The 21,509-nt window shown below is 62.1% G+C and carries 21 protein-coding genes; 13 read left to right on the top strand and 8 right to left on the bottom strand.

Annotated elements, in window-relative coordinates; genetic code table 11:
* A complete protein-coding gene (locus AC1D1L_RS08660) occupies positions 1–1,281 on the top strand; it encodes an O-acetylhomoserine aminocarboxypropyltransferase (RefSeq protein ID WP_477340464.1) in 1,281 nt (426 codons plus the stop codon).
* Positions 1,282–1,371: 90 nt separating this feature from the next.
* The gene (locus tag AC1D1L_RS08655; RefSeq protein ID WP_477340462.1) at positions 1,372–1,719 is read left to right on the top strand and encodes a cupin domain-containing protein; all 348 of its coding nucleotides are present in this window, start codon (positions 1,372–1,374) and stop codon (positions 1,717–1,719) included.
* A 3-nt stretch (positions 1,720–1,722) separates the two neighbouring features.
* On the opposite strand, the gene AC1D1L_RS08650 is transcribed toward AC1D1L_RS08655, so the two are convergent.
* Together AC1D1L_RS08650 and AC1D1L_RS08645 are read right to left on the bottom strand one after the other, a co-directional pair.
* Positions 1,723–2,442 (bottom strand): transporter substrate-binding domain-containing protein, encoded by a 720-nt coding sequence (locus AC1D1L_RS08650; RefSeq protein ID WP_477340461.1) that lies wholly within the window; start codon positions 2,440–2,442, stop codon positions 1,723–1,725.
* A complete protein-coding gene (locus tag AC1D1L_RS08645; protein ID WP_477340459.1) occupies positions 2,439–3,701 on the bottom strand; it encodes a cytochrome P450 in 1,263 nt (420 codons plus the stop codon). Before AC1D1L_RS08645 ends, AC1D1L_RS08650 begins: the two co-directional genes overlap by 4 nt.
* Before the next feature lie 103 nt (positions 3,702–3,804).
* Here AC1D1L_RS08645 and AC1D1L_RS08640 point away from each other — a divergent pair, with 103 nt between their 5' ends.
* On the top strand, positions 3,805–4,899 hold the full coding sequence (locus AC1D1L_RS08640) for an NAD(P)/FAD-dependent oxidoreductase (protein ID WP_477340457.1): 1,095 nt from the start codon (positions 3,805–3,807) through the stop codon (positions 4,897–4,899).
* Between the two features lies 1 nt (position 4,900).
* Here AC1D1L_RS08640 and AC1D1L_RS08635 read toward each other — a convergent pair whose 3' ends face one another.
* On the bottom strand, positions 4,901–5,491 hold the full coding sequence (locus AC1D1L_RS08635; RefSeq protein ID WP_477340455.1) for a hypothetical protein: 591 nt from the start codon (positions 5,489–5,491) through the stop codon (positions 4,901–4,903).
* Between the two features lie 315 nt (positions 5,492–5,806).
* On the opposite strand from AC1D1L_RS08635, the gene clpP reads away from it, so the two are divergent.
* The 4 genes from clpP to AC1D1L_RS08615 all read left to right on the top strand — a co-directional run bounded on the left by clpP (position 5,807) and on the right by AC1D1L_RS08615 (position 11,265).
* Positions 5,807–6,436, top strand: coding sequence for an ATP-dependent Clp endopeptidase proteolytic subunit ClpP (gene clpP, locus AC1D1L_RS08630; protein WP_192253416.1), 630 nt, complete (start codon positions 5,807–5,809; stop codon positions 6,434–6,436).
* 294 nt (positions 6,437–6,730) lie between these two features.
* Positions 6,731–8,005: an ATP-dependent Clp protease ATP-binding subunit ClpX gene (gene clpX, locus AC1D1L_RS08625; RefSeq protein ID WP_023682305.1), complete on the top strand. Its 1,275-nt coding sequence runs from the start codon at positions 6,731–6,733 to the stop codon at positions 8,003–8,005.
* Positions 8,006–8,279: 274 nt separating this feature from the next.
* Entirely contained in the window at positions 8,280–10,691 is a 2,412-nt protein-coding gene (gene lon, locus AC1D1L_RS08620; RefSeq protein ID WP_477340451.1) for an endopeptidase La, read from the top strand.
* A gap of 301 nt (positions 10,692–10,992) precedes the next feature.
* Positions 10,993–11,265 (top strand): HU family DNA-binding protein, encoded by a 273-nt coding sequence (locus tag AC1D1L_RS08615; protein ID WP_112392385.1) that lies wholly within the window; start codon positions 10,993–10,995, stop codon positions 11,263–11,265.
* Between the two features lie 108 nt (positions 11,266–11,373).
* On the opposite strand, the gene AC1D1L_RS08610 is transcribed toward AC1D1L_RS08615, so the two are convergent.
* Positions 11,374–12,396 carry an aldo/keto reductase gene (locus tag AC1D1L_RS08610; RefSeq protein ID WP_477340761.1) on the bottom strand — a complete coding sequence of 341 codons (1,023 nt, stop codon included), beginning with the start codon at positions 12,394–12,396 and terminating at the stop codon, positions 11,374–11,376.
* A 176-nt stretch (positions 12,397–12,572) separates the two neighbouring features.
* Between AC1D1L_RS08610 and AC1D1L_RS08605 the strand changes: the two genes are divergently transcribed.
* From AC1D1L_RS08605 to AC1D1L_RS08595, 3 genes are all read left to right on the top strand, one after another.
* Positions 12,573–13,139 (top strand): SIS domain-containing protein, encoded by a 567-nt coding sequence (locus tag AC1D1L_RS08605; RefSeq protein WP_477340449.1) that lies wholly within the window; start codon positions 12,573–12,575, stop codon positions 13,137–13,139.
* A 5-nt stretch (positions 13,140–13,144) separates the two neighbouring features.
* Entirely contained in the window at positions 13,145–13,888 is a 744-nt protein-coding gene (locus AC1D1L_RS08600; protein ID WP_436259656.1) for a creatininase family protein, read from the top strand.
* Positions 13,889–13,959: 71 nt separating this feature from the next.
* Complete coding sequence (locus tag AC1D1L_RS08595) at positions 13,960–14,442, top strand: hypothetical protein (protein WP_477340447.1); 483 nt, start codon at positions 13,960–13,962, stop codon at positions 14,440–14,442.
* Between the two features lie 31 nt (positions 14,443–14,473).
* On the opposite strand, the gene AC1D1L_RS08590 is transcribed toward AC1D1L_RS08595, so the two are convergent.
* From AC1D1L_RS08590 to AC1D1L_RS08580, 3 genes are all read right to left on the bottom strand, one after another.
* Positions 14,474–15,391, bottom strand: a complete 918-nt coding sequence (locus tag AC1D1L_RS08590) for a carbohydrate ABC transporter permease (RefSeq protein WP_112561378.1) — start codon at positions 15,389–15,391, stop codon at positions 14,474–14,476.
* A 9-nt stretch (positions 15,392–15,400) separates the two neighbouring features.
* Complete coding sequence (locus AC1D1L_RS08585) at positions 15,401–16,516, bottom strand: carbohydrate ABC transporter permease (RefSeq protein WP_477340445.1); 1,116 nt, start codon at positions 16,514–16,516, stop codon at positions 15,401–15,403.
* 97 nt (positions 16,517–16,613) lie between these two features.
* A complete protein-coding gene (locus tag AC1D1L_RS08580) occupies positions 16,614–18,278 on the bottom strand; it encodes an ABC transporter substrate-binding protein (RefSeq protein WP_352591096.1) in 1,665 nt (554 codons plus the stop codon).
* Between the two features lie 274 nt (positions 18,279–18,552).
* Between AC1D1L_RS08580 and AC1D1L_RS08575 the strand changes: the two genes are divergently transcribed.
* From AC1D1L_RS08575 to rbsK, 3 genes are read left to right on the top strand one after another with little or no spacing between them, the layout of a single operon-like run.
* Complete coding sequence (locus tag AC1D1L_RS08575) at positions 18,553–19,605, top strand: ABC transporter ATP-binding protein (protein WP_477340443.1); 1,053 nt, start codon at positions 18,553–18,555, stop codon at positions 19,603–19,605.
* Between the two features lie 42 nt (positions 19,606–19,647).
* Positions 19,648–20,100, top strand: coding sequence for an RbsD/FucU family protein (locus AC1D1L_RS08570; protein ID WP_112561382.1), 453 nt, complete (start codon positions 19,648–19,650; stop codon positions 20,098–20,100).
* Between the two features lie 4 nt (positions 20,101–20,104).
* On the top strand, positions 20,105–21,034 hold the full coding sequence (rbsK, locus tag AC1D1L_RS08565; protein ID WP_477340441.1) for a ribokinase: 930 nt from the start codon (positions 20,105–20,107) through the stop codon (positions 21,032–21,034).
* 25 nt (positions 21,035–21,059) lie between these two features.
* Here rbsK and AC1D1L_RS08560 read toward each other — a convergent pair whose 3' ends face one another.
* Positions 21,060–21,383: a hypothetical protein gene (locus AC1D1L_RS08560; protein ID WP_477340439.1), complete on the bottom strand. Its 324-nt coding sequence runs from the start codon at positions 21,381–21,383 to the stop codon at positions 21,060–21,062.
* Positions 21,384–21,509: the final 126 nt, after the last annotated feature.

Here is a 21,509-nt window from a genome sequence, read left to right as displayed (position 1 = left end):
ATGACCCGTACGCCCGGTTTCAACACGCTCGCCGTCCATGCCGGCGCCAAGCCCGACCCGGCGACCGGCGCACGCGCCACGCCGATCTACCAGACGACCTCCTTCGTCTTCGACGATGCCGACCACGCCGCCTCATTGTTCGGGCTGAAGGCCTTCGGCAACATCTACACCCGCATCATGAACCCGACCCAGGCGGTGCTGGAAGAGCGGATCGCAGCACTTGAAGGCGGCACGGCAGCACTTGCCGTCGCTTCCGGCCATGCCGCGCAGGTGCTGGTGTTCCACAATCTGCTGACGCCCGGCGACAATTTCGTCGCTGCGACAAGGCTTTACGGCGGCTCGATCAACCAGTTCGGCCATGCCTTCAAGAATTACGGCTGGGAAGTGCGCTGGGCCGACACCAATGACATCTCGACCTTCGAGAGCCAGATCGACGACAAGACCAAGGCGATCTTCATCGAGAGCCTGGCCAATCCGGGCGGCACTTTCGTCGATATCGAAAAGATCGGCGACATCGCCCGCAAGCACGGCCTGCCGCTGATCGTCGACAACACGCTGGCCTCTCCCTATCTGGTGCGGCCGATTGAGCACGGCGCCGACATTGTCGTCCATTCGCTGACCAAATTCATCGGCGGTCACGGCAATTCGATCGGCGGCGCCATTGTCGATGGCGGCACCTTCGACTGGTCGAAGTCGGGCAAGTACCCGATGCTGTCGGAGCCGCGCCCCGAATATGGCGGTATTGTCCTGCATGAAACCTTCGGCAATTTCGCCTTCGCCATCGCCGCGCGCGTGCTTGGCCTGCGCGATCTCGGCCCGGCGATCTCGCCTTTCAACGCGTTCCTGATCCTGACCGGGCTGGAAACCTTGCCGCTCAGGATGCAGCGCCATTGCGACAATGCGGTCACCGTCGCCGGCTGGCTGTCCAACCACCCCAAGGTCGCCTGGGTGAACTATCCCGGCCTGCCCAGCGACAAGAACAATGCGCTGCAGAAGAAATACGCGCCGCTCGGCGCCGGCGCTGTCTTCACCTTCGGCCTGAAGGGCGGCTATGAGGCCGGCGTCAAGTTTGTCGAGGCGCTTGAACTGTTCTCGCATCTGGCCAATGTCGGCGACACCAAGTCGCTGGTCATTCACCCGGCCTCGACCACGCACCGCCAGCTTTCCGACGAGCAGAAGGTCAAGGCCGGTGCGGGTCCGGACACGGTCCGGCTCTCCATCGGCATCGAGGATGTCAACGACATCGTCGCCGATCTGGAACAGGCTCTGGCCAAGGTTTGATCTTTACCCTCCCCCTTGTGGGGAGGGTCGGCGCGTAGCGCCGGGGTGGGGGTGAGCCGGCGCAAGCCAGCTCTTTCATGGAGGCAATTCTTGTCCGCGCATTACCAGACAATATCGATCGACAGCGTCGACGCCGAGCATGGCGCGCCGGCGCCGGATCGCCTGATTGCGGGCGATCCGAAATTCCGCACATGGAACGTCGAGGAGCGCGACGGCGGCCTCTACGCCGGGATATGGGAAGCCACGCCCGGCAAGTGGCGCATCGTCTATGACGAATGGGAGTTCTGCCACATCCTGTCCGGCGTTTCGGTGATAGCCGAGGATGGTGGTAAGGCGCGCACCGTGCGCGCCGGCGACAGTTTCGTGCTGCGGCCGGGCTTCAAGGGGACCTGGGAAGTGCTCGAGACCACCCGCAAGGAATATGTGATCAGGCTTTAACGGCTAGCGGCCGGCCCACAGCAGCCGGTCAATATCATCGTCGGAAAAACCGTATTGGCTCATCATCTCCCGGTGCCACGAGCTGCCGAGCAATTCATCCAGGCACCGATCCACCTTTTGACGTAGCGCGGCATTGTTCTTGGCCAGCGCGAAGGCGCCGGCGGCAGGCTGCTTCTCGGATGCCGGAACATCGACGACGTCGAGCCGAGCATCGGGTTCGCGGGTGATGTAACCTCGATGCGCCATGGCGACACTGGCATAGGCCTGCACTGCACCCTGCGCCACGGCCTCCGCTGCTTCCGCCTGTGTTGCGAATGTTTTGATCCGTCCGGGGGGAACGCCGTTCTGCAGTGCGGTTTGATGCTGAATCTGGTCTGAGATCACGGCCAATATCGCCGAGGGGCTCCGGGCGAGCGAGCGGTAGCCCGCCAACCCCAGCGGATCGCCCTTCGCGACCATCAGCCCGTCAGGCAATGCCCAGATCGGTCGCGTAAAGTCGACGAGCTTTCGGCGCTCGTCCGAGATGAACAGGCCTGTGGTCATATCCCAGCGGCCTTTGGCCACTCCGGGCAGCAAGTCGGCGAACTCTGTCTCGATGGGCGAGAAATCCGCCAGCTCAACCATCTGGCCAATCTTCTCGGCGAGCTTTGCGTCGCAGCCGCCGAGCTTGCCGGAAGCATCGGTGAAGCAGAAAGGAGGTTCCTGCAGGAAGGCGAATCTCATTTCGCGTTGCCCTGGAAAGTCACCGCGAGCTTTTCCAGCCCGTGGAAGTGATAGCTGTCGCGGAAGCGCGGCGCCTCGGCCAGGCGCAACTGCGGCCGCCGCTCGAACAGCGTTTTCAGCGACACCTGCAATTCCAGCCGCGCCAGCGGCGCGCCGATGCAGAAATGGATCCCGGCGCCGAACGAGACGTTCTTCTGGTCGGCGCGGCCGGGCCGGAAGACCTCGGGTTCGGCAAAGGCAAGCGGGTCATGGTTGGCCATGCCGAGCAGCAGGCCGATCGTCTCGCCCTGTTGTACGACAACCCCCGATGTCACCTCGATCTCATGATAGGCATAGCGGGTGAACATGTGCAGCGGCGCATCGAAGCGCAGGCATTCCTCGACCGTGGCCGCGGTCGCCTCCGGCGAGGTGAAGAAACGGCCAGGATCGCCGCCTTGCGCCAGCAATGAGCGCACGGCGTTGCCGGTCTGGTGCACCGTTGCTTCGTGGCCGGCATTGAGCAGCAGGATGGCGGAGGAGACCAGTTCATCTTCGGAGAGCCTCTGGCCATCCTCCTGCGCGGCGATCAGCAACGACAACAGATCGTCGCCTGGCTGCTTGCGCCGCTTGGCGACATAGCCGCGCAAAAAGTCGGAAAAATCGCGCGCGGCGCGATTGGCCGTTTCCTCGATCTCGCGTGTGCGGCTGTGCATGTACATGGCCACCATCTGGTGCGACCAGTCGAGCAGTTGCGGCCCCATTTCGACCGGCACGCCAAGCATTTCGGCAATGATGGTGATCGGCAAGGGCGAGGCGAAGGACGGCAGCAGATCGACCTTGCCGGGTTCGAACCGGTCGATAAGCTCGTTGGCGAGCGCTTCGACGCGGGGTCTCAACCGTTCGACCTGCCGCGAGACGAAGGCGCGGTTGACCAGTGTCCGTAGCCTGGTGTGCACCGGCGGCTCCAGCTCCAGCATCGAATTGGTCTCGATGCCGTCGAAGGCGGCAAGATGCGAGCGATCCATGCCGACGCCGCGCCTGTCGGGAACACCGGTCGGGCTCTGCCGGCCGAAGCGGCGGTCGCGCAAAAGCCGGTTGACGTCGTCGAAGCCGCCAAAGCACCAGAAGCCGAATTCTTCCCAGAAGAAGGCGTTCGATGCGCCATGCAGGAAGGCGTAGGCGTCGTAAGGGTTCTGGAAAAACGCCGGCTCATGCGGATCGAGCCGAAGACGGCGCGCGGCTGGATCAAAGGAGAGGTAGGGCGGCATGGATTTGGTCATGCCAGACCATTAGCGCGGCTTGCCAGCTTGGTGCCAGACCGTATGTTGCCCACCCAAAGCCAATGGATTGAGCCAGCCGAACGGGCTGCGGAAAGACGGTTCGATGAATGTGATCGTGGTGGGTGCAGGCATTGCCGGGCTTTCGACGGCATGGTCGCTCGTCAAGGCGGGCCATAGCGTTTCCATCGTCGAACAAGGGCCGATCCCCAATCCGCTCGCCGCTTCGGGCGACCATCACCGCATCATCCGCCGCGCCTACCTGGCCGGGGCAGGCTATGGCAGGCTGATCGATGAGGCCTATGCGGCCTGGGACGAGATGTGGGTCGATCTCGCGGAAAGCCATCTCGATGTCAGGGGCTTCCTCTGCGTTTCGCGCGAGCCGGGCGACAAGGCCGAGGAATACCGCGAACAGGCGAATTTCGCGTTCGAACTGCTTGAACCCGAGGCAGCTGTCGAACGCTGGCCGTTCCTCGAACCGGGTTCGATCCGCTACGCCTATGTCTCGCCCGAAGGCGGCGCGCTGCATTGCCGCAAGATCGCTTCTGGCCTGGCCGAATGGCTGCGGACAAACGGCGCCAACGTCTATGAAAACGCCATGGTTGTGAAAGTCGACGCCGAGGTCGGCCATATTGTGCTGGCCAGCGGCGAAACCATGCAGGCCGACCGTATCGTCGTCACCGCCGGCGCCTGGGTGCTGAAACTGTTTCCGGAACTCGGCGGCGACTTGAAAACCTTTCGCAATGCGCTTGCCTATGTCGAACCGCCGGCGGACCTCAAGGCGGCATGGCAAGCGGCCCCAATCTTTTTCGATGTCGGTGGCGGCACCAACGGCTACATGATCCCGCTGTCGCGCGGCGCCGGCATGAAATTCGGTTCAGCCCTGCACAAGGTGCCGACCAGCGACGCCGATTGGAACCGCGAGCCGGTACCGGGCGAGGGGGAGGCGATCCGCAACCTGTTTTCGCCGCCGATCGCCCGCATCGGGGAGTACAGGGTGACCGACGTCGTCACTTGCGCCTACACCTTCACGGCGGACGAGAAGTTTTTTGCACACGAGAAAGGCAGGTGCCTGGTCGTCTCCGCCTGTTCCGGCCATGGCTACAAATTCGGCGCCGCAGTCGGCAGGCGCGTCGCCGCCGCGCTTGGAGATGGCGATATTGTCGGTCTTAAGAAATGGCTGCGGGCAGAAGTGGCCTAAGCTAATCCTGGCAGTGCCTCGCAATATGCACGCGACGCCAACTGGTTGAGCCTTCCTGCACCACCACCCGGCGCGCCACCCGCTGGTATGACGGCGCAATCTCAGTGATGTGCCGCCGCTCGGGCCGCACCAGCACTTCATGCGCAACGCTCTCATATTCGGCCGGCAGCACGACCCGGCGGGTACGCGCGGGTTCAATCTCTACCGTTTCGGCGACACGCGCATAACGGGCCTTGCGCCAGATCTTGCACAGCACCCGGCGGCCATGGATGACGCGCCACTCCCAGGCATAGCCGCCATCGTCGACCTTGACCGTGTGATAGACGGTGCGGGTGATGGCCGGCACGACCTCATAGGTGACGCGGGGTGGCGCGATCTGCTCGACGCGCTCCATCGTGCCGTAGATCGGCGGGTCGTAATCGACCAACTGCCCGCCGGGGCTGACCATGACGTCTTCATAGACGGTGTCATAGAGCGCCGGCCTGTGCACCGGCTCGTAGCACTCGACGGCGCGGCCGCCGGCGACCGCTTCGGACACCATGCCGAGACCGGCAAGGCCGGCAATGGCCAAGGAAGCTGTTTTCCTGATCATGACACTCCCCCTGTTTGAACGCGAAAACGCAGGTTCAACGTTGAATTGTAGGGTATGGTTCTCCTGGGGAAAGCGGTTTCACCGCATTTCGTTAAGCAATGCGGTTAAGGAATTGCTACACCCGAAAACACGGCCGGCCGCGTTTGGGCTCCCTTGCGCGGAAACCTTGATTCGACTTAACCAGATGGCTAGGAGAAGGCGGCCTTGCGCTAGGGTGAGCCGGCATCCTATTTACATCCTAACCGTCCAGAACCGATTCTGCCCGATTGCTCATATTCCCGGCGCCGGAATCCCCATCTCCAAAAAGGGATAGTCATGAAGAACCCCGTCGAAACCTACATGAACCTCGTTCCGATGGTGGTCGAGCAGACCAATCGCGGCGAGCGGGCCTACGACATTTTCTCGCGCCTGCTGAAAGAGCGCATCATTTTCATCACCGGCCCGGTCGAAGACGGCATGGCGACGCTGGTTTGTGCACAGCTTTTGTTCCTCGAGGCCGAGAACCCGAAGAAAGAGATCAACCTCTACATCAACTCGCCGGGCGGCGTGGTGACCTCGGGCATGGCGATCTACGACACCATGCAGTTCATCAAGCCGGCGGTGTCGACGCTGTGCATCGGCCAGGCGGCGTCGATGGGCTCGCTGCTTCTGACCGCCGGCCACAAGGATATGCGTTTTGCCACGCCGAATGCCCGCATCATGGTGCATCAGCCTTCCGGCGGCTTCCAGGGCCAGGCGTCCGACATCGAGCGCCACGCCCAGGACATCATCAAGCTGAAGCGCCGCCTCAACGAGGTCTATGTCAAGCACACCGGCAAGAGCTACGAAGAGATCGAAAAGACGCTTGACCGCGACCATTTCATGACCGCCGACGAAGCCAGGGATTTCGGCCTCATCGACAAGGTCATTTCGTCGCGCGAGCCGGTCGAAGGCGTCGCCGCATAAGGCTGCATGGCAGTTGGATGGCGGGATAACACGCTTTTGCTGGGATTTGCGGCATTTCGGCCACAATTGGCTGTTCCCTCGGCGGATGGGATTGCCTACGTTAATGCTATGTTGATTTTCGACGGCTTAGCTTTGGGTGGGGTTGTCGCGAATCATTGCTACGTTTTCTGATTTGTGTTTCGTAAGGATTGCGTTGCGGGAGCCGGGACACTGGCGGCGGCGAATTCCCGCGATAGATAGAATATGCGCCGTTTCAGCCAGACCATCGGCGGGCGGCGATGAAAGGACAGGAAAATGAGCAAGGTCGGCAACAACAGCGGTGATTCCAAGAACACGCTTTATTGCTCGTTTTGCGGCAAAAGCCAGCACGAGGTGCGCAAGCTGATCGCCGGCCCGACGGTGTTCATCTGCGACGAGTGCGTCGAGCTCTGCATGGACATCATCCGCGAGGAGAACAAGACCTCGATGGTGAAGTCGCGCGAGGGCGTGCCGACACCGCAGGAGATCCTCAAGGTCCTCGACGACTATGTCATCGGCCAGCCCTACGCCAAGCGCGTACTGTCGGTGGCCGTGCACAACCACTACAAGCGCCTGGCACATGCCGGCAAGAACAACGACGTCGAGCTGGCGAAGTCCAACATCCTGCTGATCGGCCCGACCGGCTGCGGCAAGACGCTTCTTGCCCAGACGCTGGCCCGCATCATCGACGTTCCCTTCACCATGGCCGACGCCACGACGCTGACCGAAGCCGGCTATGTCGGTGAGGACGTCGAAAACATCATCCTGAAGCTGCTGCAGTCGGCCGACTACAATGTCGAGCGCGCCCAGCGCGGCATCGTCTACATCGACGAAATCGACAAGATTTCGCGCAAGTCCGACAACCCCTCGATCACCCGCGACGTTTCGGGCGAGGGCGTGCAGCAGGCGCTTCTGAAAATCATGGAAGGCACGGTCGCCTCTGTGCCGCCGCAGGGCGGCAGGAAGCATCCGCAGCAGGAGTTCTTGCAGGTCGACACCGCCAACATCCTGTTCATCTGCGGCGGCGCCTTCGCTGGGCTGGACAAGATCATCTCGGATCGCGGCAGGAAAACCTCGATCGGCTTCGGCGCCATCGTCGCTTCGCCCGAGGATCGTCGCACCGGCGACGTCTTCCGCCTGGTCGAGCCCGAGGATCTCCTGAAGTTTGGCCTGATCCCTGAGTTTGTCGGCCGTCTGCCTGTCCTGGCGACGCTGGAAGACCTCGACGAGCCGGCGCTGATCCAGATCCTGACCGAGCCGAAGAACGCGCTGGTCAAGCAGTATCAGCGGCTGTTCGAGATGGAGAGTGTCGACCTGACCTTCCACGAAAATGCGCTGTCGGCGATCGCCAAGCGTGCCATCGAGCGCAAGACAGGCGCCCGCGGCCTGCGCTCGATCATGGAAGCGATCCTGCTCGACACCATGTTCGAACTGCCCGCGCTGGAAGGCGTGCGCGAAGTGGTGATTTCGGAAGAAGTGGTGACCGGCAGCGCCCGGCCGCTCTACATCTATTCCGAGCAGAAAGAAAAGAAGGGCAACGTCAGCGCCTGACATGGCATCTGGCCCAACCTTTTTATGGAACGGCGCCCCTTGGGCGCCGTTTTGCTGTGGTGAGGTATCAAGCCTAGTGCTGGAGTGGACGAACGGCCCGTGTTGACCCTTGATCTTTGCCCCTTGTGCATCCAACTAACACTGGAAGGCCGTGGTGCCGAATTCTGTGCTGTAAAACTCCCGTCACAAACGGTGGTAGGCGGAACGACCCACGGTCGTTAATATGAGATTCGCGGTTGGCTCAATTAGCGGCCGCGACATGAAAGGTTGGACAATGGCCAAAATATCCAAGGCTCCCAGCGACGGCGTCTTCGCAGTCCTCCCACTGCGCGACATCGTGGTGTTCCCGCACATGATCGTTCCGCTCTTTGTCGGGCGTGAAAAATCGATCAAGGCGCTGGAAGAGGTTATGGGTCAGGAAAAGCAGATCCTGCTTGCCACCCAGATGAATGCCGCCGATGACGATCCCGAGCCCGATGCGATTTTCGACATCGGCACGCTCGCCAATGTGCTGCAATTGCTGAAGCTGCCCGACGGCACCGTCAAGGTGCTGGTCGAAGGTGCTTCGCGTGCCAAAATCGTCTCGTTCACCGACCGTCCGGACTTCCACGAAGCCCGCGCTGCCGCGCTGGTCGAGCCGGAAGAGGAAGAGGTTGAGGTCGAGGCGCTCGCCCGTTCGGTCGTCACCGACTTCGAAAACTACGTCAAGCTGAACAAGAAGATCTCGCCCGAAGTGGTGGGCGCTGCCAGCCAGATCGACGACTATTCCAAGCTCGCCGATACGGTTGCTTCGCATCTCGCCATCAAGATCCCTGAAAAGCAGGAGATGCTGGCCACGCTTTCCGTCAAGGAGCGGCTGGAAAAGGCGATGGGTTTCATGGAAGCCGAAATCTCCGTCCTGCAGGTAGAGAAGCGCATCCGCTCGCGCGTCAAGCGCCAGATGGAGAAGACGCAGCGCGAATACTACCTCAACGAGCAGATGAAGGCGATCCAGAAGGAGCTCGGCGAAGGCGAGGACGGCCGCGACGAAGCCGCCGAGATCGAGGCGCGCATCAAGAAGACCAAGCTCTCCAAGGAGGCCCGCGAAAAGGCGGAAGCCGAGTTGAAGAAGCTGCGGACGATGTCGCCGATGTCGGCTGAATCGACCGTCGTGCGCAACTATCTCGACTGGATCCTGTCGATCCCGTGGGGCAAGAACTCCAAGGTCAAGCAGGACCTGGCGTTTGCGCAGAACGTGCTCGACACCGATCATTTCGGCCTCGACAAGGTCAAGGACCGCATTGTCGAGTATCTCGCCGTGCAGAGCCGCCAGAAGAAGCTGAAGGGGCCGATCCTGTGCCTCGTCGGCCCTCCCGGCGTCGGCAAGACCTCGCTCGGCAAGTCGATCGCCAAGGCGACCGGCCGCGAGTTCATCCGCATGGCGCTCGGCGGCGTGCGTGACGAGGCCGAGATCCGTGGTCACCGCCGCACCTATATCGGTTCGATGCCCGGCAAGGTCATCCAGTCGATGAAGAAGGCCAAGAAATCCAACCCGCTCTTCCTGCTCGACGAGATCGACAAGATGGGCCAGGACTTCCGCGGTGATCCGTCATCGGCCTTGCTCGAGGTGCTCGATCCCGAGCAGAACTCGACGTTCATGGACCATTACCTCGAGGTCGAGTACGACCTGTCGAGCGTGATGTTCGTAACGACGGCGAACACGCTGAACATTCCTGCGCCCTTGATGGACCGCATGGAGATCATCCGTATCGCCGGCTACACCGAGGACGAGAAGATCGAGATCGCCAAGCGTCACCTGATGCCCAAGGTGGTTCGCGACCACGCGCTGCAGCCGAAGGAATTTTCGGTCAGCGAGGACGCGATCCGCGGCATCATCCAGACCTACACCCGTGAAGCGGGTGTCAGAAGCCTCGAGCGCGAGCTGATGAAGCTCGGGCGCAAGGCGGTGACCGAGATCCTGAAGACGAAGAAGAGGACGGTGAGCATCACGGCGGCGAACCTCGCCGACTACCTCGGTGTTCAGCGCTTCCGCTTCGGTCAGGTCGAGTCTGACGATCAGGTCGGTGTCGTCACCGGTCTTGCCTGGACGGAAGTTGGCGGCGAACTGCTGACGGTCGAAGGCGTCATGATGCCCGGCAAGGGCCGCATGACGGTGACCGGCAATCTGCGCGACGTGATGAAGGAATCGATTTCGGCGGCGGCCTCCTATGTCCGCTCAAGAGCCGTCGATTTCGGCATCGAGCCGCCGCTGTTCGACAAGCGCGATATCCACGTGCACTTGCCGGAGGGCGCCACGCCGAAGGACGGACCGTCCGCAGGTGCCGCCATGGCGACAGCCATTGTGTCGATACTGACGGGTATTCCGGTTCGGGCCGATGTGGCGATGACTGGCGAGATAACGCTTCGGGGCCGCATCTTGCCGATCGGCGGCCTCAAGGAAAAGCTGCTCGCCGCACTGCGCGGCGGCATCAAGAAGGTGCTGATCCCGGAAGACAACGCCAAGGATCTGGCGGAGATTCCGGACAATGTGAAGAACGGCATGGAGATCATTCCGGTCTCACGCGTCGGCGAGGTTCTGAGGCACGCGCTGGTGCGCATGCCGGAGCCGATCGAGTGGGTCGAGCCGGTCAATCCGCCGGCCACGACCGACAGCGCCGACGATGCTGGAAAGTCGCTTGCACACTAGAGCGCCGCGCGTCCACTTGGACGCGCAAAGGACGCTCTAGCACTCTAGAACTGGCGCATGGTCCTTTCCGAAAACCGGCTAGGCTTTTCGGGGCCATGCGTTAGAAAATACTAAAGGTGCAGTGCACAAATGGAAAGCCGGGCCTTGAGCCCGGCTTTTTCATGTGAAAAACCCACCTTTTCCGGGCTTTTTCGAACTTTTTCCGCGCTTTTCGACTTGGTTGCGGCAACGCTTCTTTCTAAAGTCCGTTTCCTGCCGGATGAGTCGAAGAGTTCCGGTTTTCTCATGGAAGGGAATTTTTATGAACAAGAACGAACTGGTTTCCGCTGTCGCTGAATCCGCGAGCATTTCGAAGGGTGACGCACAGTCGGCGGTCGATGCGGTGTTCTCCGTCATCACTGGCGAACTGAAGAAGGGCGGCGATGTACGGCTCGTCGGCTTCGGAAATTTCACCGTCTCCAAGCGTGCGGCGTCGACTGGCCGCAACCCGCAGACTGGCGCGGAAGTGAAGATTCCGGCGCGTACCGTGCCGAAGTTCTCGGCCGGCAAAGGCCTCAAGGACGCGGTCAACTAAGACCATTTTTTCTTTTCAGAGAATCTTGAAAAGCCGGGTTCGCCCGGCTTTTCTTTTGCCTCGATGGCAACGCGACACGGCAGGCCGTCAGCTCGCTGAGGCGAGCCTTCAGCCCACCGGCGCGTCGGCCCTCATCAGGCCCTCCTGCTTGAGATCGACCCAAAGTGCTGCGGGCGGCTTGGCGTCGAGCAGTGCGCGGTTGCTTTCAACCTCGGCCGGCCGCTGGCCGCCGGGGATGACCGACACCACGGACGGGTGCAGCAGCGGGAACTGCAGCGCCGCCTCGATCAGCCTGACGCCGTGGCGCTTGCAGACCGCCTCGATGCGGCCGACGCGATCCATGATGTCGTGTGGCGCCTCGGAGTAATTGTAATAGGCGCCTGGCTTCGGCCCGGTCGCCAGTATGCCGGAATTGTAGGGGCCACCGAGCACGATGCCGATGCCGCGCTTCTCACAGAGCGGCAGGAAGGTGGCAAGCGCTTCCTGCTCGAGCAGCGTGTAGCGCCCGGCCAGCAGGAACAGGTCGAAATCGCTGCGCTCGGCCAGCGTCTGGCAGACCTCCCATTCGTTGATGCCGCCGCCGAACGCCTTGATCACACCCTGGTCGCGCAGGGCAAGCAGTCCGTTGTAGCCCGAGGCCATGAACTCCTCGATACGCTGGTCGGACGCTTCCTTGCTGCCATGGGTGAAGATGTCGAGGTCATGGACGAAAAGGATGTCGATGCGGTCGACGCCCAGCCGTTCCAGCGATGCCTCGAACGAGCGCATGACGCCGTCGTAGCTGTAGTCGTAGATTTCGCGGCGCGTCGGCGTGTCGAAGAACTTGCCGATGCCGGTGCGCTCTTCCGGCGGGCAAACGCGTAGCAGGCGGCCGACCTTGCTCGACAGCACATAGTCGTCACGGCTTTTGCCGCGCAGGAAGGCATTGAGGCGTGTTTCGGCGAGACCTAAGCCATAGAGCGGCGCGGTGTCGTAGTAGCGGCAGCCGGTCGCCCACGCCGCCTCCAGCGTGGCATTGGCATCCTCGTCGGGGACGGCGCGGTAGAGGTTGCCGAGCGGCGCGCTGCCGAAGCCGAGTTCGGTGAAGTCGATGCCGCCATTGCCGATGCGGTCGAAATGCCGTGTCTTCATGTCGCTTGAGATTTCCTGGATTGATTTGTCTGACATGACACTATCACGCCGGTGGCACAGCAAAAGCCGCGGCGGGTGTTGGACACGCATTTTCGCGGTGATAGCATGAACAAAAACAAGCCTTTCCCGGCAAATGCGCAACCGGAAATCCCGGCCACAACCCTGGCGGAACCCTGATGACGAATGCCGGCTCGGATATGTTCGCGACCGCCCTGCAAGAGCTGGGCGCCGTGCTGGCGCGCGTCGACGAAGCCGGCATCGACACTGCTTGCGCAACGCTTGCCCGCGCGCAAAAAATCGTCGTCTATAGCTGCGGCCGCGAGGCCTTGCAGCTCAAAGGCCTCGCCATGCGGCTCTATCACCTTGGGCTCGACGTGTCGGTGGTCGGCGACATGAACACGCCACCTCTTGGCCCGGGTGATGTCTTCTTGGTCAGTTCCGGTCCGGGCGAGACCACGACGGTGCTGACCTTGATGCAGGTCGCCCGTGACGCCGGCGCGACGGTGCTGCTGCTCACCGCCGAGGCCGGGGGCAGTGCGACCGCACTCGCCGACTTCACCGTGCTGATCCCGGCGCAGACCATGGCCCGCGACCAGGGGCCGCAAAAGACATCGCTGCTGCCGATGGGCTCGGTCTTCGAAGGCGCTTTGTTCCTGCTGTTCGAGGTGATGGTGCTGAAGCTCAAGGGGCTGACCGGCCAGTCGTCCGAGGCCATGCGCGCGCGCCACACCAACTTGGAGTAGGCGCGATGCGCTACGAATTGATGCTGCCGCACCAGATCCGCAAGGCGATCGCCGAGAACTGGCCGGTCGCCCTCCCGCTCGGCGTGCTAGAATATCACGGCGAGCACATGGCCGTCGGCATGGACACGCTGGCCGTCATCAAGACGCTGGAGCTCTACGAAAAGGAAGCCGACATCGTCATCCTGCCGTCCTTCTACTACGGCGCGGCGAGCTATGTGGTGGCAGCACCCGAAGGCAGCGGTTCGGTGCAGGTCGGGGGCAATCAGCTGGCGCCGTTTGGCGAAGAGCTGTTCTACAGCCTGCTACGCATCGGCTTTCGCAACATCCACGCGATCATCCACCACCAGACCGAGAATTTCGCGGCGGGGATGCCGACCGATCTCGCCTTCAAGACTGCCGGTCGCCAGGCGATCTTCCGCTTCCTCGAAAAGCAGCGCGGCGAGGGCTGGTGGGGCTCGAACGAGATGGCCGACTATTATGCCGAGCACGCCGCCGGCGAAAATTTCTTCAACTGGGTGCAGGTGCATCCGCTGATGTCGGCCGCCATGAACGGCAAGTACCCGTTCGACCATGCCGGCATCGGCGAGACCTCCCTGATGCTGGCGCTGTGCCCGGAAGCAGTCGATGCCGGACATTTCGCAGACAACACGAGCTGGTACACGGCAAGTGCGCCGGAGGCGTCCGCCGAACTCGGGCAAAAGGGTGTCGCCATGATCCTCGATCACCTGCGCGCCATTTTGAAGCCCTGACCATCTGCCGCCTTTTGGGGTCGTTACGGCTTTTTCACCTTCAGCCGCCATCGTCGGCTTGGAGCCATGGCATGGACGAGATCAGCAGGGACGGGCGGTTGCGGCACGACATTCCGATGCATGTCGCCAAGCGCCTGTTTCTCGGGCTTGCCGGCCTGTTCTGCATTGTCATGCCGACATGGGAGCTCTATCGCGGCGTCTGGCCGTTGAGCGTCGCCAGCCCGTTCTTTCTCTTCATTATTTTCGGCGCCTATGCCGTCGGCATTCCGCTTGTATATGCGGCCATCTTCAGCCCGGCGGTGCGCTGGATAGTCCGCCGCGGGCGTATCGACATCGTGCTGCGCAACCCGATCTTTCTGCGCCGGCATCATGTGCTGCCGGGCGACATAGCCAGCTTCAGTCTGCGGACAATCGAATGGGACAGTGGAGGTCCAACCTACACGGTCGTCCTGACGACGGTGAACGGCGAGCGATTTGAGACGCGAGACTTCAGCACCGCCAAGACCGCGGAGATGTTCCGCGACCGGATAAAATCGGTGCTCATTGGGGCATAAGCGGCCTTGCCGCGCTGCCCTGTATTGGATCCTATTTTACCGCCCCAGCCGTCATGCCCATGATAAGATACCGCTCCAGCGCAATTCCGATCACCGCCAGCGGCGCGATCGCGGCGGTGGCGAGCGCTGCCATCGACCACCAGTTGATGCCTTGCGAGCCGGTCTGGCTCGCCACCATGACCGGGATGGTCTTGGCATCGGTCGAGGTCAGCAGGGCAGCGAAAAAGTACTCGTTCCAGCACAGCACCATTGCCAGGATGAAGGCGGCGACCATGCCGGGGAGCGCAATCGGCATGACTATGCGGAAAAAGGCGCCCCAGATCGACAGCCCATCGACCAAGGCGGCTTCCTCGAGCTCGACGGGGATCGAGTTGAACTGGTCGCGCATGATCCAGATCACGATCGGCAGCACCATCAGCGTGTAGAGCAGGATCAGCCCGATGCGGGTGTCGAGCAGGCCGACCTCGCGGTAGAGCACCAGGAAGGGCAGGGCCAGCACCACCGGCGGCAGTATCAGCTGCGACAGGAAGAAGAACGAGATGTCCTCGTTCTTGAACCAGGCGAACTGGTAGCGATAGCGGGTCAGCCCGTAGGCGGCGAGGCTGCCGATGATGATGGCCAGGCTCGACGCACCGACCGAGGTGATGACCGAATTCATGAAGCGCTTGAGGAACTCGTCGCGCACCGTCGAGGTCCGGAAGATCGAGTCCGGCGACAGGCCGAGCGAGCGCCAGCCCTTCCAGTCCGGCTGGAAGTCGACGAACGGGATCAGATGGCCCTGGGTGACGTCCACGGCCGTCTTGAACGAGGTCGAGATCGTCCAGTAGATCGGGAACAGGCAGATGAAGGCCCAGAACGCCAGCGCGCCATAGATGAACACGCGATTGGCCAAAAAGCCCACCGGCGAGCGGATTTCGGAAGCGACATAGTCGGTGGTCTGGACGCTCATTTTCCCTTGTCAGTTCACGTTGCGCACGAAGCGGTTGGCGAATTTCAACAGCCAGGTCACGAACACGACGATGATGACGAGATAGGCCATCGCCAGCATGGTGCCGTAGCCGACATTCGAACGGTCGCGGTATTCGCGGTAGATGAAGCTCGACACCGAATCCGTGGCACCGCCAGGGCCGCCGGAGGTGACGGTGATGATGATGTCGGCGAGCTTCAGCTTGAAGATGATGCGCAGGATCACCGCCGTCACCGATACCGGCAGCATCAGCGGGAAGGTGACCTGCCAGAAGGTCTGCCATGTCGTGGCGCCATCGACGCGCGCCGCTTCAAGCACCTCGCGCGACATCGCCTGCAGGCCGGCGAGCAGCATGATCATCATGAACGGGATGAAGGTCCAGGCGTCGAGCACCATGATCGAGATGCGGGCGGTGATCGGGTCCGAGAAGAAGGCCGGGTTTTCCCAGCCGAGATAGCGTGCCAGCGTCGCGGCCGGCCCGAACCGGTATTCCATGATCGATTTGCCGACCATCCACGACACCGCGACCGGCGACAGCATCAACGGCATCAGGAAGACGACGCGGAAGAATTTGCGTGCCCGGATCTGCGCGTTGAGCAGCAGCGCCAGGCCAAAGGCGATCGCATATTCGACCAGCACCGCGAGCACGTAGAGCACCATGTTGAACAGCGCGTTGCGGTAGTACGGGTCGGCCAGCATCTGCCAGAAATTGTCGAGCCCATTGAATTTCCGGCCGGTGATGGAGGAGAGGTTCCAGTCGGTCAGCGCGATGTAGAAGCCGAACAGCGTTGGAAAGATCACCATGGCGATGGTGAACAGCAGCGCCGGCAGCAGGAACAGCGCGCGCTGGCCATTTTCGCCGCGCGTCAGCACCTGGCCGGCGCCGAGCGCCACACCCCACAGCACATAGGCGTAGACGATGGGGCGCCAGGTCTCGAAACCGAGCGTAGTGATTTCACTCTTGTAGAGGATTTCCAGCGCGATCACCGCCAGCAGGCCAAGCGTGGCGGCGGCCATCAGGGCAAAACCCGCCCGCTTGCGGCTTGGCGAGATCAGATCGGCTGGACCGGCGTCTGCCGGCCATGCATTGGTGGTCTGGTCAGCCACGCGTCCCGTCCGTTCAAAACTATGCCTGCGACCGGCCCGAGCCGGTCAGGTCCGGCGGGTTGTGCACCGCCGGACCCTTGTTCACCATACGATCAGCCTACACGCCAAGCGAGGCCTTGTAGAGCTTGATCTGGTTCTCGCGGCCGAGTTGATCGGTCAGCTTCTCCCAGGCGGCGGCAATGGCGTCAGCGCCTTCCTGCGCCTTCATCTTGCCGGCAAAGGTGTTGGCCAAAATGTCCTCGGCAGCGCTGTAATACTGGAAGATGCCGGGGATGCGCGGCTCGATCGCCGCGTTCGGATGGTTGTAGCTGTCGGCTTCCGACTTGAGATACGAGGTGATGAACGCCTCGTCGTAGCCGGCCGCCACCCATTCCGGAATGTTGAAATGGCTTTTGCGGTAGGGCTGGAAGCCCGACGGATACGCCGCGCACCAAAGCGACAGGTCCTTGCCGCCGAGATGTGCAGCGGCCGACCAGGCCGCCTTTTTCTTCTTTTCGTCGCTGTCGACGCGGGCCATGACATAGACGCCCCAGCCGAGATAGGCGCAGTTCGGTGAAAAGTTCGGGCCGCTCGCCAGCGTGTCCCACTTGCCGGTCTTGGAATTGTAGACATCGTCCGAGCCGGGCAGGATCGAGAAGCCGACCGTGTCGCCGATGACCGAGGAATCGTTGGTCTTGGCGTTGGAGCCGATGTCGCCCCACCACGGGATCATCGAGCCGGTACCGGCGAGGAACTGACTGAAGCCTGTCGTGTTGGGATCGGCGTTGATCTGGTCGGCCGGTTCGAAAGGTAGCGCGTCGATCACATCCTGGATGGCACGCACCCAGGCCGGATTGTTGATGCGCGGCTTCATCGTGTCGGAGTCGAACAGCCAGGCCTTGTCGTCGGGGTGCTTGGCATAGGCGCTGGCGCGGCTGCCAAGGAAGTAGAAGCCGAACCCGCCCCAGGCCTTGGGCGCGTCGAGATAGCCGTAGACGTCCTGGCCGTTGAACTTCTGGCCTTTGAGGAATTTGGTCACGGCCTGCACCTGCTGCCAGGTGGTCGGCACGCCCCACGGCGTTGCGTTGCCGGCGGCTTTCCAGGCGTCGGCGAGACCCTTGTCGGAGAAGACATCGGTGCGATAGTTGAAGTTGTGCGCGTCGCCGTCCACGGTCACGCGATACTGCTTGCCGTCCCATGTGCCGACAGGCGGCTTCAGATAGTTGACCAGGTCGTCCATGTCGATTTGCGTCTTGACCCAGTCCGGCATCTCGGAGGCCAGCCCCTTGCCGCAGACGTCGCCTTCGAAGGGCGCACCCATCTCGATGACGTCGAAGTCGACGGTACCGGTGGCGATCGACTGTTGCAGACGAGCGCCGTAATCGGCCTGTGCCAGATCGATCCAGGTGAACTTGGCCCCGGTATAGTCTTCCCACGCCTTCAAGAAGCCGCGGTACAGCACATTGTGCAGGTTCTGGTTGTTGAGGCCCATGAAGGTGAGTTCGACACCGGCGAACTCGCCTTGCTTGACACTGGCCTTGGTGGCGCCAAGGCACATCTCGCCGACCTTCTGGAAGTCGGCGTCGGTTGGTTGACCCTTGCCGACGCCAGGGACCTGCAGGATCTGCGCGCGCAGATCATCGGCGGCGAAAGCTGGACGCGTCAATGCGCCGAGACCCGCGCCGGACGCAGCAGAGAGCGCGGCCATGCTGGCCGCTCCCTTAAGGATATCACGCCGGGTCGCACCCGCGCGGACGAGTTTTTCGTACAGACCGACTCTCATCTATTCCTCCCAGAACACAGTCGTGAATTGAAATGCCAATCTCTCGGGCGCCGAAACGTCGGCAGTTCTCCTTATCACACGGGGACGTGGGACCCCAGCCTGCGTCGCCTGGAGCTCCGATTTTCGGGAAAAATTCCGACTGTCGGATTGGCACTCGCCACTATTCGCGTAATCGATTACCTTGTCAACACGAATGACTTTTTATCTATAAGATACTGACTTGCCCTTGCCGTTGGCAATGGCTAGCTTCACCGCAAACGATAAAGGGGGGACGATGGCTCAAGTCGCGATCACCAATGTGGCCAAGGCGTTCGGAACCGTCAAGGTCCTGCACGAGGTCAGCGTCGAAATCGCTGATGGCCAGTTCGTGGTGCTGGTCGGCCCGTCGGGCTGCGGCAAGTCCACGCTGCTCAGAATGGTGGCCGGGCTGGAAACCGTCTCCGGCGGCACGATCGCCATCGGCGAGCGCATCGTCAACAATCTGCCGCCGGCCAAGCGCGACATCGCCATGGTGTTTCAGAACTACGCGCTCTATCCGCACAAGACCGTCGAGCAGAACATGGCCTTTGCGCTGAAGCTGCGCAAAACCGACCCGGCCGTGGTCGCCGAGCGGGTCAAGCGCGCCGCCGACATCCTCGACCTCAATCCCTACCTGAAGCGCTATCCCCGCCAGCTCTCCGGCGGCCAGCGCCAGCGCGTCGCCATGGGCCGCGCCATCGTGCGCAACCCGCAAGTGTTCCTGTTCGACGAGCCGCTCTCCAATCTCGACGCCAAATTGCGCGTGCAGATGCGCACCGAGATCAAGGAACTGCACCAGCGGCTGAAGACCACCACCATCTACGTCACCCACGACCAGATCGAGGCCATGACCATGGCCGACAAGATCGTGGTGATGCGCGATGGCCGCATCGAGCAGGTTGGCGCGCCATTGGAATTGTTCGACCGGCCGGCCAATCTGTTTGTCGCCGGCTTCATCGGCTCGCCGTCGATGAACCTGCTCAAGGGCGTGGTGCGCAAGGGCGACAAGGTCGAGATTGCGGGCACGCTGTTCCCGATTGCTGCCGGCAGCGCCGCCAGGGAGGGCCAGGCCGTCGTCTATGGCGTACGGCCCGAACATCTCGAAATCCATCCCGATGGCGTGCCGGCGAAGATTTCAGTGGTCGAGCCGACCGGTTCCGAAACGCTGGTCTTCCTGCGCTTCGGCGACGGCGAGATGGTGGCGCTGTTTCGCGAACGCCACGACTTCAAGCCCGGCGACATGCTCAATCTCAAGCCACGCCTCGACCAGGTCCATCTCTTCGACGCTGAGACCGGCAACCGGCTCTGATTTCCAATCGACTTTTGACCAACCTGTTTGACGAGGACTGCCATGCTCAAAGGGATCAACCCATTGCTCAATGCCGATGTGCTTCAAGCGCTGCGGGCAATGGGGCACGGCGACGATCTGATCATCGCCGACACCAATTTCCCCGCCGATTCGGTGGCGCGCCAGACCGTGCTCGGCAAGCTGCTGCACATCGATGCGCCGGCGGCCGATGTGGTCAAGGCGGTGCTGTCGCTCTATCCGCTGGACACTTTTGTCGACGACGCGGCTGCCCGCATGGAGATCGTCGGCAACCCCAACGAGATTCCTCCGGTGCAAAAAGAGGTGCAAAAAGAGATCGACAAGGCCGAGGGCAAAGCCTGGCCGATGATTTCGGTCGAGCGCTACGCCTTCTATGAACGCGCCAAGAAGGCTTATTGCGTCATCCAGACCGGCGAGCGCCGCTTCTATGGCTGCTTTGCCTTCCGCAAGGGCGTCGTGCCGCCGGATGCGGAGTAGCACAATGGCGTCCGGCAAGCCTGTCGTCATACTGGGCGTCTTCGTCGCCGATACCGCCTACCGCGCCGATCGCCAGCCGCGCATGGGCGAGACCATTCTTGGCAATTCCTTCAAGCTGGGGCCGGGCGGCAAGGGCTCGAACCAGGCGGTGGCAGCCGGCAAGCTCGGCGCCGACGTCACCTTCCTGACGCGGCTCGGCGTCGATGCTTTCGCCGACATGGCCAAGGCGACCTGGAAAGATGCCGGCGTGAAATCCGCCGTCATCGATACGCCGCAGAGCTATACGGGTGCCGCCTATATCTTCATCGAGGAAACGACCGGCAACAACGCCATCATCGTCAGTCCCGGTGCGGCGATGCTGATCTCGCCTGAAGACATCGAGGCCAATGCCGGCCTAATTGGCGGGGCCGGTGTCTTCGTCACCCAGCTCGAGCAGCCGATCGACGCTGCACTGCGCGCCCTCGAAATCGCGCGCGGGGCAGGGGTGACCACCGTCCTGAACCCGGCGCCGGCGGCAAAACTGCCGGATCGCATCTACACGCTGTGCGACTACGTCACCCCCAACGAGACCGAGGCCGAGGAACTGACCGGCATCAGGGTCGCCTCCATCGACGACGCGCGCCGCGCCGCCGACAGCCTGCTCCAAAAGGGCGTCGGCTCGGTCATCATCACGCTCGGCGAAAAAGGCGCGCTGCTGCACACAGCGAACCGTTCCGACCACGTCCCCGCGGTCAGCGCCGGCCCTGTGGTCGAAACCACGGGTGCGGGCGATGCCTTCAATGGCGGCCTGGCCGCGGCGCTTGCCAAAGGCGTGGAACCGCTGCAAGCGGTCCGCTTCGCCTGCGCCGTCGCCGGCATTTCGGTGACGCGGCCAGGCACGGCGCCATCCATGCCGACATTGCAGGAGGTCGAGGCGCTGCTGGCGAAGGTTTGATCTCGACCACGTCCCATATAGGGCCTTACCAGTCTGGATCGTCGTCGAGCCAATAGGCATCAAGACAGCCGAATTGGCGCGGCATGCCAAGACGCCGTTTGGCGTCAAAAGCCATCTCCGAACGAGTCCACTGTGAATTGCTCTCTGTCACATCGGGCACGATTGTGTACCCATCCGCGATCAACCGCAGCCTCATTTCCTCGAAGTGCCTTTTGAAACCATTGTTGATGCGGCTTTGCGGGTAGCGCCGTCCCTGCATGCATTCCTGGCTCAGGATGCCGGAATACATCTGGGCGCTGATCGTTCTCAGTGCGTCTTCGGAGATCTGCTTGTTGGTGTCCTTGGACAAGCATCGGCCTGCCGACGCTACCAGCGTCGCTGCCAACAAGCCTGCCAGAAACCGCGCCACCTTGGTCCCTTCCGGTCAGGGTGGCATATTAGCCACAGATAATGTTAATCGGCAATCCGGTCTTGC

The sequence above is a fragment of the Mesorhizobium sp. P2_D6 genome (assembly GCF_056404315.1).
The sequence above is the reverse complement of the archived record's forward strand: the minus strand, read 5'-3'. Positions and strand labels throughout refer to the sequence as shown.